This window comes from Kribbella speibonae (assembly GCF_004331375.1).
GTDB lineage: Bacteria > Actinomycetota > Actinomycetes > Propionibacteriales > Kribbellaceae > Kribbella > Kribbella sindirgiensis.
Genome location: NZ_SJKC01000001.1, coordinates 1,715,646 through 1,729,853 on the forward strand (window position 1 = coordinate 1,715,646; position 14,208 = coordinate 1,729,853).

At 65.1% G+C, this 14,208-nt stretch carries 12 protein-coding genes; 8 read left to right on the forward strand and 4 right to left on the reverse strand.

Features of this window, described 5'->3' with window-relative positions; translation table 11 throughout:
• Nucleotides 1-12 precede the first annotated feature (12 nt).
• A complete protein-coding gene (locus E0H92_RS08625) occupies nucleotides 13-1,416 on the forward strand; it encodes a mycothione reductase (protein WP_131495889.1) in 1,404 nt (467 codons plus the stop codon).
• Here the strand turns inward: E0H92_RS08625 and E0H92_RS08630 are convergent.
• Nucleotides 1,399-2,814 (reverse strand): LLM class flavin-dependent oxidoreductase, encoded by a 1,416-nt coding sequence (locus tag E0H92_RS08630; RefSeq protein ID WP_238173350.1) that lies wholly within the window; start codon nucleotides 2,812-2,814, stop codon nucleotides 1,399-1,401. The genes E0H92_RS08625 and E0H92_RS08630 overlap by 18 nt on opposite strands.
• 239 nt (nucleotides 2,815-3,053) lie before the next feature.
• On the opposite strand from E0H92_RS08630, the gene E0H92_RS08635 reads away from it, so the two are divergent.
• From E0H92_RS08635 to E0H92_RS08665, 7 genes are all read left to right on the forward strand, one after another.
• Nucleotides 3,054-5,186, forward strand: a complete 2,133-nt coding sequence (locus E0H92_RS08635; RefSeq protein WP_131495890.1) for a hypothetical protein — start codon at nucleotides 3,054-3,056, stop codon at nucleotides 5,184-5,186.
• 61 nt (nucleotides 5,187-5,247) lie between these two features.
• Nucleotides 5,248-5,811: an RNA 2',3'-cyclic phosphodiesterase gene (gene thpR, locus E0H92_RS08640; protein ID WP_131466053.1), complete on the forward strand. Its 564-nt coding sequence runs from the start codon at nucleotides 5,248-5,250 to the stop codon at nucleotides 5,809-5,811.
• Between the two features lie 45 nt (nucleotides 5,812-5,856).
• On the forward strand, nucleotides 5,857-6,705 hold the full coding sequence (efeU, locus tag E0H92_RS08645) for an iron uptake transporter permease EfeU (RefSeq protein WP_131286135.1): 849 nt from the start codon (nucleotides 5,857-5,859) through the stop codon (nucleotides 6,703-6,705).
• A 19-nt stretch (nucleotides 6,706-6,724) separates the two neighbouring features.
• A complete protein-coding gene (gene efeO, locus E0H92_RS08650) occupies nucleotides 6,725-7,864 on the forward strand; it encodes an iron uptake system protein EfeO (protein WP_131466055.1) in 1,140 nt (379 codons plus the stop codon).
• Nucleotides 7,861-9,201: an iron uptake transporter deferrochelatase/peroxidase subunit gene (gene efeB, locus E0H92_RS08655; RefSeq protein ID WP_131495891.1), complete on the forward strand. Its 1,341-nt coding sequence runs from the start codon at nucleotides 7,861-7,863 to the stop codon at nucleotides 9,199-9,201. Before efeO ends, efeB begins: the two co-directional genes overlap by 4 nt.
• Nucleotides 9,202-9,226: 25 nt before the next feature.
• Entirely contained in the window at nucleotides 9,227-9,844 is a 618-nt protein-coding gene (locus E0H92_RS08660; RefSeq protein ID WP_131495892.1) for a hypothetical protein, read from the forward strand.
• Nucleotides 9,845-9,877: 33 nt separating this feature from the next.
• Complete coding sequence (locus E0H92_RS08665; protein WP_131495893.1) at nucleotides 9,878-10,759, forward strand: hypothetical protein; 882 nt, start codon at nucleotides 9,878-9,880, stop codon at nucleotides 10,757-10,759.
• Nucleotides 10,760-10,856: 97 nt separating this feature from the next.
• Here the strand turns inward: E0H92_RS08665 and E0H92_RS08670 are convergent, their stop codons facing one another.
• Genes E0H92_RS08670 through E0H92_RS08680 form a run of 3 tightly spaced genes read right to left on the reverse strand, consistent with a single transcriptional unit; the run spans nucleotide 10,857 to nucleotide 13,985 of the window.
• A complete protein-coding gene (locus tag E0H92_RS08670) occupies nucleotides 10,857-11,696 on the reverse strand; it encodes a carbohydrate ABC transporter permease (RefSeq protein WP_131466063.1) in 840 nt (279 codons plus the stop codon).
• A complete protein-coding gene (locus E0H92_RS08675) occupies nucleotides 11,689-12,669 on the reverse strand; it encodes a carbohydrate ABC transporter permease (RefSeq protein ID WP_131495894.1) in 981 nt (326 codons plus the stop codon). The genes E0H92_RS08670 and E0H92_RS08675 overlap by 8 nt, the downstream gene beginning before the upstream one ends.
• Nucleotides 12,669-13,985 carry an ABC transporter substrate-binding protein gene (locus E0H92_RS08680; RefSeq protein WP_131286129.1) on the reverse strand — a complete coding sequence of 439 codons (1,317 nt, stop codon included), beginning with the start codon at nucleotides 13,983-13,985 and terminating at the stop codon, nucleotides 12,669-12,671. The genes E0H92_RS08675 and E0H92_RS08680 overlap by 1 nt, the downstream gene beginning before the upstream one ends.
• Nucleotides 13,986-14,208 lie beyond the last annotated feature (223 nt).

Sequence of the window (14,208 nt, forward strand, 5' to 3'; positions counted from 1 at the left end):
TCAGAATGGGGCGTGACCCATTACGACCTCGTGATCATCGGGACCGGCTCCGGTAACACCATCGTCAATCGGCGGTTCGCCGACTGGAAGGTGGCGATCGTCGAGCGTGGCACGTTCGGCGGTACCTGCCTGAACGTGGGGTGCATCCCGACCAAGATGTTCGTGCACGCCGCCGACGTGGCCGCGACGCCGTCGTTGAGTGCGCGGTACGGCGTCGACGAGCAACTGCTCGGCGTCCGCTGGCGCGATGTCCGGGACCGGATCTTCGGCCGGATCGACCCGATCGCGGCCGGCGGCTCGGAGTACCGGCACCACAACCCGGACAACGCGAACGTCACCGTGTACGACGGGACCGGGCGGTTCACCGGGTTCAAGGAGCTGACGGTCGACGGCAAGGACGGGTCGACGGATGTGTTCAGCGCGGACCGGTTCGTGATCGCGACCGGCAGCCGGCCGATCGTCCCGCCGATCCCGGGCCTCGAGGAGACCGGGTATCACACGTCGAACACGATCATGCGGCTGGAGGAACTGCCGCGCCGGATCGCGATCATCGGCGGCGGGTTCGTCGCGGCCGAGTTCGCGCACGTGTTCGCGTCGTTCGGGGTCGAGGTGACGGTCATCGCCCGCTCGAACGGGCTGCTCCGGCTCGAGGACGGCGAGATCGGCGCGCGGTACACGGAGATCGCGCGGGAGAAGTACGACGTACGGCTCAACCACGAGACCGTGCGGGTCGCGCGCCGTGACGACGGCACGATCCTGCTCAGGATGCTGCACCCGGGCGGCGCCGACGAACTGATCGTCGACGAGCTCCTGGTCGCGGTCGGCCGGGAACCGAACTCGGACCTGCTGAACCTGGACGCCACCGGGGTGGATGTGGACCGCGAGGGTCGTGTGCTCGTCGACGCGTACCAGCAGACCAGTGCCGACGGCATCTACGCGCTCGGCGACGTGACGAACCCGCATCAGCTCAAGCACGTCGCGAACCACGAGGCCCGGGTGGTGAAGCACAACCTGCTCAACCCCGACGACCGGATCGAGGCCGACCACCGCTTCGTCCCGCACGCGGTGTTCAGCGCGCCGCAGATCGCCTCCGTCGGTCTCACCGAGGAGCAGGCGCAGGAACGCGGAATCCCTTATGTGAAAGCGGTTCAGACGTACGCCGATATCGCCTACGGCTGGGCGATGGAGGACACGACCGGGTTCGCGAAGGTGCTCGCCGACCCGGAGAGCGGGCAGATCATCGGCTGCCACGTGATCGGCCCGCAGGCGCCGACCGTGATCCAGCCGGTGATCCAGGCGATGAGCTTCGGGCTGGACGCGTACACGATGGCCCGCGGCCAGTACTGGATCCACCCCGCGATGCCCGAACTGATCGAGAACGCCCTGCTCAAGCTCGACCTAGACCCGAAACGCTGAAATCACCGCGGCCGCAGAGTCCAACGTCTCCAGGTCGGGGAGGCTGATCATCACCTCGGCCACCCCTGCCTCGGACAGCTCGCGGAACCGCCCGATCTGATCGTCGACGGTGCCGGCGTTCACGGAGGCGGCGTACTTCGCCGGGTTGACGTTCCGCGGGCGCAACCGCTGCACGAGCTCGTCCACCTGCCGGGAGTCCTTGCCTACAAGGGTTGTCGACAGGTGCGTCAGCTCGACCGGCCTGTCTCCCAGGTAGCCGGCGGCCTTCTGTACGGCGGCTGCGTCCCCGAAGACGTTCACCGCGTCGGCGTACCGTGCGGCCAGTCGGAGTGTCCGTGGTCCACTCCCACCGACGAGCACGGGCAGGTGTTCCTGCAGCGGTCGCGGATAACACGTGGTGTCGGGTACGTCGAGGACCTTGCCGTGGAACGGTTTGTTGCCTGGTCCCCATAAAATCGGCAGCATCTGCAAGGCGTCCTCGAGCAGCGCATAGCGTTCGCTCACCGGAGGGAACGGCCAGCCGTACGCCTTGTGCTCCGCCTCGAACCACGCCAGGCCGACCCCGCACACCGCCCGCCCACCACTCAACACATCCGGCGTCGCCGCGATCTTCCCCAGGTGGGCGACGTTCCGGTAGGTGATTCCGGAGACGAGGGTGCCGAGCCGGACCCGGGTCGTGCACGCGGCCAGGTACCCGAGCGTCGTCCAGCTCTCCAGGAAGTCCTCCCACGCCCGCCCCACCTGCGGGATCTGCCGGAAGTGATCCATCACGTAGATCGCGTCGAACCCAGCCGCCTCGGCCCGCTCCGCCACCTCACGAATCCACGCAGCCAGACCTTCCCGACCGCCTGGGTATCTGCTCAACTGCAGCCCGAAACGCAACCCCACCGGGGCATCCGACTGCCGAGCCTGCGCCGCGGTCGACTCCACGAACGCATCCGGAACCACCCGCACCACAGTCGGCTCGAGTACGTCGTCGTACCCCTCCGCCGGCAACTCCTTCTTCACCGACGCCCACGACCGCAGTTGGCTGGTCAGAGCGTCAGCGGGGATGCGTTTCGCCGTACGCTCCCGATTCCGCCGCCGACACTCCTCGGCAGGCGTGTCGAACGCCACCGCGACACAGGCCATCCCGGCCTCACGAGCAAGCTCGAGCCACCGCACGCGCCTGTCTCTGTCCAGTCCCAGCGTGTCGATGACGGTCGTCAGCCGGCGCCCGATCCGCTGCCGCACCACCACATCCAGCAGCGCGAACGCGTCCGTACTGGCCGTGATGTCGTCCACACCCGCCCCGACCAGCGCCCGCAGCCGATCACTCGACACCACCAGCTCGTCCCCGAAATGCTCCGCCGCCCACGTCGACTTCCCGGACGCCCCCGGACCCACCAGAATCACCACACACGGCGACGGCAGCTTGAGGTCAAGTCGAGGGTCAAGGGCCTTGCCGCCTGTCGCTAGCACTCCATCAGTATCGGCCGACCCCAGAGGCGGCGCCACGTCCCAAACAGCCGTCTTCAACGGTATCGGTGCAGCGTTGACATCTCACCGAAAAGTCTAAAAAATGGGTGACTTGTCAGCGCCGCAGGTGCCCACGCGGGAGGGGTCGTGGGATCTCACGATGCGGCCTGGGGGGAAATGTGAATATTCTTTCTGAACTTTTGGCTGATCTCCGGCGACGCTCCGAACCGGTAGTTCCGAATGATCAGGCTACCTGCCCGCCTGCCTTCCTATCGACACCGCAAATGATCGAGGGCTATGTTTGGCCCAATATTGAAGTCGTTCAGAAGCCATCTGAGGCGCGGGTCTTGCTAATCGAAGCAATCGGGGCAGTCGGAAAGTCTGCGGCGGCCGCGGCTATCGCAGATCGTCTCAACTGGCCTGTAATCGAATCTGCGCGCGCCCAGGTCGGATCATACTCGCTCACCGGGCTCCTGCATGACGCGCTGGGCTTCGACTCGGAGTTCATGGCTGAGGTTAGCCGGGGTGAAAGTGGTCTAGTGGTAGATTCCCTGGATGAGGCCCATTTGCGGGCAGGAACTTCAAACTTGCTGGCATTCTTGGAGAATGTAAACAGTCTAGCAAACGCAAAGGCTGGATCTGGTGTCAGCGTCGTGATGCTATCTCGTCCCGATACAGCAGAAATCATTCGCATGGCATTCGAAGATTTCGGCTCCGCTTTGATGGAAGTGCGTCTCGAATTCTTTGACTCCACCAAGGCTGCCACCTTCATCAATGGCTACCTTCGGCGACATGCAAACAGTGGCAAGTCGGGGAATTATGACATTGTGGTTCAGCATCCCAAGGCGTTCGCAGAACTTCGTGATCATCGCCTGAAGTTTATTGCTGAGGCAATGCTGGGGCGCTCGATAGCGAGTCTATCCCATTCTTGGAACGAGGTTCGATCCTTCTTGGGTTATGCGCCCGTTCTGGAGGTGTTGTCGGAGGCGCTGGCTGTCGCCAACCCCCACAAAGACTTGGGAAAGAAGCCAGCAATGGCTATATCGTCGCGCAAGATTCTCCTCGATTTGGTTAGGGAGCTGCTGGAGCGTGAGCAAGGGAAGTTCTTGTCGCAGGCATCCGCCAGCCTGCTGTCCCGTCTCCCGGCGGATGTCGAGATAGAGAATTTCGAGCCGTACAGCGCCGATGAGCAGGCTGGTCGCCTCATCGCGAAACTGATTGGCATCGACTACTCTGGCGAGCTGCCTTTTGATGTGCCAGACGCCATTCGGTCCGACTATGAGGCTCACGCTAATCAGTTCCTGCAGGATCATCCATTCCTCGAAGGGCGCAATCCAGTCAATGTCGTGTTCGGAGACTATCTCTTGGCGCGTGCATCAATCGATCCTAAGAACGTCCTGGCCGGTCGGCCGGTACATATCGATGAGAATAGCGTGGGGCCGTTCTACTATCGGTTTGTGCAAGAAATGGCGCCGACAAATCCGGGAGAAACCAATCCTTCGGTAAATGAGTCAATCGTCTCTGCGTTGGTTGCCTCGCAGATAAAGTCACAGCCCGTTACGAGTCTCGGGCGCGCCTCGCTGTGGGGATGGACACAATCCGACGGAATGGCTAACCTTGAGATATTCGATCCTGGTGTAGATGACTACCTCAACTTCACTGTGGAGGGCCTAACTGGCGCACTTGCGATAAGGGGTCAACTTCGCCAGGCAATCATACTGACGGACGAAGGTGTAATCTTTTCCGAAAAGGATGGTCGGTTCGCCCTAGGGCCGATGGCGATTGTCGTTTGCAGTGAACTGCTGATCGATTCACCGTTGCTGCAAGTAGAAGGCGTGCCTGTTGAAGGGGCGGAAAACTATCCGAGTATGATCGCTTCTCGCGGATTTGATGCTGCGCGCTTGTCGAGGGTTGAGGTTAGTTCGGCCAACCTGATTTCTATTCGCGGGAAATGCTTGTGGCCTTTGTTGCGTCCGTATGTGACTGCCGAGGGTGAGGTCAATTTTACGGCGTACTCTGCATATATGGATCTGCGAGCCTTGTTTCGATTCTTTCGCCTAGGAGCCGGCGCTGCTCCGAATGTGTTTGCCGAGAAGCTTGAGCAAGGGATTGTCAAGTCGAATGAGCGACGCACTCGATATCTAGACCGTCTCTGTGAGGAACGGATATTCTGGAAAGCTGATTCACATTACTACTTGGATACTCAGAAATTGGCCGAGCGATCGCTGAATCTCCAGAAGTTGCTAGGTGGCCAGCCTGACGCGGCGGTGTTCTCGTTCATAGACTGGCTAGATCGGGGCTCAACTTCCTGACTGTCCGGATTCGTGGCAACCGACTCGGAGCATGAGAGTTGGCCGACGATATGATTTTCGGATGCGATTGTTCGTGGCCGTGGTGCCACCTCTCGAGGTAGTGGAGGATCTGAGCGAGTTCGTCGAGCCGCGCCGGGACCATCCGGACGACGACATCCGGTGGGCGGCGGACGAGCACTGGCATCTCACGCTGGCGTTTCTCGGCGAGGTGCCGGACTGGAAGACCGAGGAGCTCGAGGAGCGGCTGGAGCTCGCTGCCCAGCGCCAGAAACCGTTCGAGCTGCAGCTGACCGGCGCGGGCGCCTTCCCCGGCGTCCCGGACGCGCGAGTGCTGTACGCCGGAGTTCGCGACGACACCGAGTCGCTCAAGCACCTGGCGATGACCACCCGGGCGGCAGCGAGTCGCGCCGGCGTGACGGTGGAAGGAAGGAAATTCACCCCGCACCTGACCTTGGCGCGGTTGCGGCGACCGCTCGATGTCACCAAGTGGGTCAGGGTTTTCGACACCTACGAGAGCCCTGCCTGGACGGCGGGCAGCCTGCAGTTGATCGAGTCCCGGCTGGGCGAAGGACCGGGCCACAGTGCGGCCTACATCACGGTAGGCGAATGGGATTTCTTAGGTTAACCTCAGGAAGGTTAGCCGTACCTAATGCTATGAGAGAGTCCCGCCATGCTCGCGAACTACCTGATCGGACTCCGTGAAGGACTCGAGGCCTCGCTGGTCGTCAGCATCCTCGCCACCTTCCTGGTCAAGTCGGGGCATCGCGATCGACTCAAACTGGTCTGGATCGGTGTCGCCGCGGCGCTTGCCGTGGCGGTCGCCGCCTGGGGTCTGCTCCAGTTCGTCACCGCGCTGACCGCGAAGTCGTTCACCACGCAGGAGACCGTCGGCGGGGTGATGTCGATCCTCGCGGTCGGCTTCGTCACCTGGATGATCTTCTGGATGCGCAAGGCGTCCCGCAGCATCGCCAAGGAACTGCGCGAACGGATGGGCCAAGCCCTCGAGATCGGGTCCCGCGCCGTCGTCATCCTGGCGTTCCTCGCGGTCTTCCGGGAGAGCATCGAGACCGCGTTCATCGTGTACGCCTCGGCCGCCACCGCGACCACCGCCGTACCGTTCGTCGGCGTCCTGCTCGGGCTCGCGACCGCCGTACTGCTCGGCTTCGCGATCTACAAGGGCGCCGTGAAGATCAACCTGGCCGTGTTCTTCAAGTGGACCGGCGCGGTGCTGATCCTGGTCGCGGCCGGCATCTTCGCCTACGGCTTCCACGACCTGCAGGAAGCGAACATCCTGCCCGGTCTGAACACGCTGGCCTTCGACATCTCCCACGTGATCCCGCCCGACAGCTGGTACGGCGTACTGCTGAAGGGCATCTTCAACTTCAACCCGGCCCCGACCGTGGTGGAGGCGATCGCGTGGGTCGTCTACCTCGTCCCGGTGATGGTGCTCTATTTCCTTCCGGTGAAGAGCTCCACACCGCCCGCCGTCACGACGACGACCGCCACCAAAGCGGCCTGAATCCCCAGGAGAAACACGCATGCGCACCACTCTGGCCCGTCGGGCCTCCATCCTCGGGGTCGTCATCGGCCTCGCCGCGCTCACCGCGTGTGCGGACGACGAACCGGCCGCGAAGGACGACGGCACCGGCCCGGTGTCGGTCAAGGCGTCCGACTCGGGCTGCGAGCTGAGCCGCCGCGACGTGAAGTCCGGCACCAGCACGTTCTCGGTGACCAACGGCGGCAGCAAGGTCACCGAGTTCTACGTGTACGCCGACGGCGACCGGGTGATGGGCGAGGTCGAGAACATCGGCCCGGGCCTGAAGCGCGAGCTGATCGTCGAGCTGCCGACCGGCAAGTACCAGGCGGTCTGCAAGCCCGGCATGGTCGGCGACGGGATCCGCGGCGACCTCAACGTGACCGGCGACGCGCCCGCGCAGATCGACACGGACACCGCGCTGAAGCAGGCGACCGAGAGCTACCAGCGGTACGTGAACTCGCAGGCGGTCGCGCTGGAGCAGAAGACCACCGAGTTCGTGACCGCGGTGAAGGCCGGCGACGTCGCGAAGGCGAAGGAGCTGTTCCCGGTGTCGCGGACCTACTGGGAGCGGATCGAGCCGGTCGCGGAGTCGTTCGGTGATCTGGACCCGAAGATCGACGCCCGCATCAACGACGTCGAGCCGGGCACCGAGTGGACCGGGTACCACCGGATCGAGCAGGCGCTCTGGGTCTCCAACTCGACCAAGGGCATGGAGAAGTACGCCGACCTGCTGCTGACCGATGTGAAGACGGTCGTCGCGAAGGCGAAGGTCGTGAAGCTGACGCCGCTGCAGCTGGCGAACGGCGCGAAGGAACTGCTCGACGAGGTCGCGACCGGCAAGGTCACCGGCGAGGAGGACCGCTACTCGCACACCGACCTGTGGGACTTCGAGGCGAACGTCGAGGGCTCGCAGGCCGCCATCCAGGCGCTCCGCCCGGCCCTGCAGAAGCGCGACCCGGCCCTCGTCACCCAGCTGGACACGAACTTCAAGACGGTCTTCGCGGCCCTGGACAAGTACCGCGACGGCGACGGCTTCAAGCCCTACACCGCCACCGAAGCCGAGAAGAAGGCGCTCGGCGCAGTAGTAGACGGCCTGGCCGAACCAGTCAGCAAGGTCGCCGGAGTACTGGCCAAGAAATGACAAACGACTCCACACCCCCAACCCCGGGCTCCGACCCAACGCCGGTCCCCGGTTCCTCCTCTTCCCCCGCCGCCGCACCGGCGCAGCCGGGGCGGCGGCGGGGTTTCTCGCGGCGAGGACTGTTCGGCGCCGCAGGTGCTGCGGTTGCAACTGGTGTTGCGGGGTATGCCGTGCACTCGGCGGTGTCCACCGAGCCGTCGCAGGCTGCGGACAACAACGGGCCTGTTGAGTTTCACGGACCGCACCAGGCGGGGATCACCACGCCGGTGCAGGACCGGCTGCACTTCGCCGCGTTCGATGTGACGACGACGAAGCGGGACGAACTGATCGCGCTCCTGAAGGAGTGGACCGCCGCGGCCGCCCTGCTCACGGCCGGGCGGGACATCGGTCAGTACGGCGCCGTGAACGGACCGGGCGAGGCGCCCCCGGAGGACACCGGCGAAGCGGTCGGCCTGCCGCCGGCGCGGCTGACGATCACCGTCGGATTCGGCCCGTCGTTGTTCGACAAGCGGTTCGGGCTCGCGGCGAAGCGTCCCCAGGCGCTCGTCGACCTGCCGCACTTCATCGGCGACGACCTCGACCCGGCGCGGTCCGGCGGGGACATCGCCGTACAAGCCTGTTCCGATGACCCGCAGGTCGCCGTACATGCGATCCGGAACCTGGCGCGGATCGGGTTCGGGCGCGTCGCCGTGCGGTACTCGCAGCTCGGATTCGGCCGTACGTCGTCGACGTCGCGGGCACAGGCGACGCCGCGGAACCTGTTCGGGTTCAAGGACGGGACCAACAATCTCAAGCTCGAGGAAGCCGACAAACTCGAGCAGCAGCTCTGGGTGCAGCCCGAGGACGGCCCGGAGTGGATGGTCGGCGGCGCGTACCTGGTGTCGCGGCGGATCCGGATGAACATCGAGATCTGGGACCGTACGTCGCTCGGCGAGCAGGAAACGATCATCGGCCGCGGCAAGGGCACCGGCGCCCCGCTGGGCAAGGCGGACGAGTTCGACACGATCGACTTCACCGCGAAGAACTCCGACGGCGACCCGAAGATGCCGATGGACTCTCACGTGCGGCTCGCGCACCCGCAGTTCAACAACGGCGCCGAACTCCTCCGCCGGGGCTACAACTTCGTCGACGGCTCGGACGGCCTCGGCCGCCTCGACGCGGGCCTGTTCTTCCTGGCCTACCAGCGCGACCCGCGCAAGCAGTTCATCCCCGTCCAGAACCAACTGGCCAAGAGCGACACGATGAACGAGTACATCCACCACGTCGGCTCCGGCATCTTCGCCTGCCCCGCCGGCGTGACCCCCGGCTCGTACTGGGGCGAAAAACTCTTCAGCTGAGCCGGTCGGTTCGTAGATTGCCCCGGTGACCAACAGTTCAGTTCGCCGGCGGACCGGCTGGATCGTGCTCGGCGTACTGCTGTTGGCCGGTGTCCTGATCGTGGTGGTGCAATCCGTTCGCGCGAATGACAAGCCGGCCGCCGAGGACCGGAGCACGCCGTCGGCGTCCACCTCGTCGGTGCCACCGGACGGGACCTATTGCTACGGCTGCTTCTACACCACCACGCTCCCGGCCTTCCGGGCCCAGGCCGAGACCGCGGGGTACACCTGTGAGACCGAAGGCACGTGCAGGAAAGGTACGGCGGCTGTCCTGACCTTCCGTCCGTCGGCCGCGCACCCGACCCGTCTCGGCAGCCTCTCCGTCCGCACGTTCACACCGGGCGGGTTCGACCGCGCCAAGGGCAATGCCCTGGCGATCGCGGCGACGAACGCCGAACTGAAGGTCCTGCTGGCGCGCGTCTTCGTCGACCCGGCGATCCACCAAGCGGTCATCGAGTGGTTCGGGTACAGCATGGACGACTGCGACCCGCTGACCCTCACCGGCTTCCGTCTCACCTGCACACCCCCGAAAACCTCCGCCGTCACGACCCGTTCAGCCACCTGGACCGCCGAGGCATCCATCGAGGGCGAATACAACAGGTAACCAGCTGAACCGGGCGGTCCTTATATTGTGGCCGTGAGCAACCAGCAGGGCGGGTACCCGGGGCAGCAGCCGCCGCAGCAACCGCCGTACGGTCAGCAGCAGTACGGCCAGCAGTACGGCGGTTACCCGCCGCCCCCGCCTCCTCCGCCGGCGCGGAAGGTGGGTCCGATCGTGGTGGCGATCGTCGGTGCGTTGATGCTCATCGGCGCCGGTGTGTTCGTGGTCACCCGGTTCACCGGCGGATCGGACGATGCCGCCGACGGCACGACCCAGCCGGTCGCGCCGTCGACGAAGCCCACGCTCCGTCCGGCGAGCGAGGCCCCGACCCAGCAACCGACCACCGGTGGCAGCCCGACCACCGGTGAGAGCCCGGCCAAGCCGACCGCACAGCCGGCCACCCAGCCGCCTGCGCAGCCGACCAAACTGCCGGCCGGATGCAACGGCTGCCTCCCGGGTGCCACGGTCAGCTCGCTCGTCACGGCGTTCAAGTCCAAGGGCTTCGTGTGCAAGCTGGACCGCCGATGGGAATGCAACAAGGGCACCATCGACGTGTACATCAGTCCTGACTACGCGAAGAAGAAGTACCCCGAGTACGTCGACGTGAGCGGCAGCGGCAGCGCCAAGGTCCAGAACTGCCCGCAGTGCATCAAGGCCGCTGTCGCATCGCTGAAACAAGGCCTCCCCGGAGCGCTGGCGCTCTTCGTCCCGGACGCGGCGGTCCGGCAGCAGATCGTCACGTTCGCGCTGAAGGGAGCCGGCATCCCCGCCTCCGGACCGAGCTCGGCCCGAGACGCCAAGGTCGGTGCGTACCGGCTCTCCACCCAGGGCTACAGCGGCGCCACCGTCGGCAAGAACGGCAAGTACGCCACCTTCTACTCCACTTCGGTATCCATCAGCGGGATCTCCGAGTACTGACAGCCGGACCGCCAGCACTCATCAAGTGCCCGTTCGGATCGGTTGCCACGCTCAGGCGGGCCCCCGGAACGGCAATTGATGAGTGCTGCAGATCCGCCTACTTCACCGCACCGGCGGTGACGCCGGCGACGAAGTGGCGTTGGGCCAGGAGGAAGCCGATGACGACGGGGACGCTGACCACCAGGGCGGCGGCCATGATCTGGTTCCAGTAGATGTTGGTCTGGGTCGAGTACTGGCGCAGGCCGACGGACAACGTCCGGTTGGCCTCCGTCGTCATCACCGACGCGAACAGGACCTCGCCCCACGCGGTCATGAACGAGTAGATCGCGACCGCGATCACACCAGGCCGCGCCGCGGGCAGGACGACCCGCCAGAGCGCGCCCATCGGACCGCAACCGTCGACCAGCGCGGCCTCGTCCAGCTCGCGCGGGATGCTGTCGAAGTACCCGGCCAGCATCCAGATCGAGAACGGCAGGCTGAACGTCAGATAGGTGATGATCAACCCGAGCCGCGTCCCGACCAGCTGCAGCCCGAACTGGTTGTTGATGTTCACGAAGATCAGGAACAACGGCAGCAGGAACAGCACACCCGGGAACATCTGCGTCGACAGCACCGTGGTGGTGAACACCGTCCGCCCGCGGAACCTGAACCGCGACACCGCGAACGCGGCCAGGATCGCGATCGCCACCGAGAACACCGTCGCCGCCACCGACACGACCGTCGAGTTCACGAAGTACCGGGCCAGCGGCACCGTCTTCCACATGTCCACGAACGGCGCCAGCGTCAGGTTCGACGGCCACCAGGAGAACGCGCCCTGCACGTCCTTGAGCGGTTTCAGCGACGACGTCACCATCACGTACAGCGGCACCAGGACGAACAGTCCGAGCACGGTGAGGGTGACACCGCGGTAGATCTTGAACCCTCTGGTCTCACGCACGACGCGACCTCCTTCCGGTGACGAGCAGATACGCGCCGGTGACGATCATCAGGAAGATCAGCAGCAGTACGGACATCGCCGCCCCGGTGCCGAAGTTCCAGGTCAGGAACGACGCGGTGTAGATGTGGAACGTGATCAGGTCACCGGCCGGCGGCTGCGCCGTACCGAACAGCACGTACGGCGTGTTGAAGTCGCTGAACGTCCACAGGAACAGCACCAGTACGAGCACCAGGTTGACCGGTCGCAGCGAGGGGAGCGTGATGTTGCGCCACTGCCGGATGTTGCCGGCGCCGTCCACCGACGCGGCCTCGTACAGGTCCCGCGGGATGCTCTGCATACCGGCCATCAGGGTGAGGAACGCGAACGTCCACAGCTTCCAGCCGGCCACCGTGATCAGCGAGATCAGCGCGTTGCCGCCGATCAGCCAGAACGTCTTCCCGTCGGTCAGGTGCAGCTGCTCCAGGACGTGGTTCACCGCGCCGGTGTCGCGTTGGAGCATGAAGTTCCAGGTGAGGATTCCGGCGTACGCCGGGAGCGCGTACGGCACCAGGAACAGGGTGCGGACGATGCCCCGGCCGCGGAACTCCGGCTGCAGCGCGACCGCGGCGGCCATCCCGAGCACCCACGAGAACGCGACCGTGACGAGCGAGAAGACGACCGTGACGCCGAAGGACTTCAGCAGTCCCTGCCCGACGGCGTTGTTGAAGTCGAGCGCGACCTTGTAGTTGCCGAGCCCGGCGCCGGGCGCCGACGACCAGTTCGCGATGAAGAACTTGGTCAGTTTGACGAAGCTCATCCAGATCCCGACCAGCATCGGAATGATGTGGATGAACAGCTCCAGCAACACCGCCGGGGCCAGCAGCGCATACGGCAACCACCGATTAAGCCCGGGCCGCTGCTCGAGGCCGCGCTTGGACTTGGGCTTCGCCGGCCGCGTGGCGGCCGGCGAAGCTTGCTCTGTGGCGAGAGACATCAGCTACTTGCCGCCACCTGGTCCTCGGCGGTCTTCAGCGCGGCCTTCACGTCGTCGGCGGTCACCGTCCCGCCGGTCGCGATCTTGGCGAACATCGCGTTCATCGCCTTGCCGACGGTGCTCTCGAACTGGTCCTCGGCCGGCACCAGCGGCAGCGGCTTCGACTTGGTGTTGTAGACGTCCTGGAACGTCGCCGCCTCGGCCGCGTCCGTGGTGAACACCGGCTTCGCGTCCTTCAGCACCGGCAGCGAGGAGAACGGCTTGCCCAGCGTCGTCTGGGTCTGCGCGTCGGTCATGTACTTCACGAACTTCAGCGCCGCGTCCTTGTGCTTGGTGTTCTTGAAGATCGACAGGTTGATCCCCGCCACGTGGCTGGCCACCTGCTCACCGCCGGCCGGAGCCGGGAACGGTACGACGCCGTACTCGCCGGCCTTCATGCCGTTGGCAACGATCGAGGAGTCGGCGTTGTTCTGGTTGATGACCATCGCGACCTTCTTGGTGGCGAAGTCGTTCACCGACTTGGTGCCGTTGTCGTACTGCGCGTTCGACGGGTTCGCGACCTTGTCCTTCTGCATCAGGTCGAGGTACCGCAGCACGCCCTGTACGTTGCCGTCACCGGTGAAGGTCGGCTTGCCGTCGCCGTTGAACCAGTCGGCCTTGTTCTGCGCGGCGTTGATGAACGCGAAGTGCACGTTCTCGGTGTAACTGCCGGCCGCCAGCGCCATCCCCCACTGGTTCTTCGCGGGGTTGGTCAGCTTCTTGGCCGCGGCGACCATCTCTTCCCAGGTCTTCGGCGGCTGCAGCCCGGCCGCGGCGAACATCGCCTTGTTGTAGTACAGGCCGTAGGCCAGACCGTAGAGCGGGACCGAGGTCGGGTCAGTGCCCTCCTTGCCGCCGGTCGCCAGAGCCGTCGGCACGAACTTGTCCTTGCCCCCGATCGCGGTCATCGCGTCGCCGTCGAACGGCAGGAACGCGTCGGTGGCCTGCAGCGAGGCCGCCCAGGTGTTGCCGATGTTGACCACGTCCGGCGCCTGACCCGAGGTGATCGCGGTCTGGATCCGGGTCTGCAGGTCGTTCCAGCCGATCACCTCGAGGTTCACCTTGATCCCGGTCTCCTGGGTGAACTTCTGCAGGACCGGGGTCAGGACCTCCTTGTCGTTGTCGAGGCTGGTGCCCTGGTTGCTGGCCCAGTAGGTCAGCGTCTGGTCACCGGTGCTGCCGCCGGAGGAATCGTCCTTGTCGCCGCCACCACAGGCGGCGAGGCTGATTCCCATGGCGGTCGCCGCAACCGCGGCTACAAGCGAACGCAGTCTCACGTCGGACTCCCTCGTCCCGTCTCGAGCCTCCGCAGACCTGCGGAGGCGGATCGGCCCCATACTGGCCTAACCGGTTAAGTTCCGTAACCCTAACCGGTTCAGTTAGCGGGTGTTCGTTACGACCTCGTGACCCCACCAACCTCCACCCCCACCCCGGCAAACGCAATCCACCACGCTCCGCCACCACGCGATTTCACACAGTCTTCAAACTCCACCCCCGTAC

Coding starts and splice junctions, on each gene's coding strand:
- efeU (WP_131286135.1), top strand. CDS start 5,857: ATGCTCGCGAACTACCTGATCGGACTCCGTGAAGGACTCGAGGCCTCG.
- thpR (WP_131466053.1), top strand. CDS start 5,248: ATGCGATTGTTCGTGGCCGTGGTGCCACCTCTCGAGGTAGTGGAGGAT.
- efeB (WP_131495891.1), top strand. CDS start 7,861: ATGACAAACGACTCCACACCCCCAACCCCGGGCTCCGACCCAACGCCG.
- E0H92_RS08675 (WP_131495894.1), bottom strand. CDS start 12,669: ATGTCTCTCGCCACAGAGCAAGCTTCGCCGGCCGCCACGCGGCCGGCG.
- efeO (WP_131466055.1), top strand. CDS start 6,725: ATGCGCACCACTCTGGCCCGTCGGGCCTCCATCCTCGGGGTCGTCATC.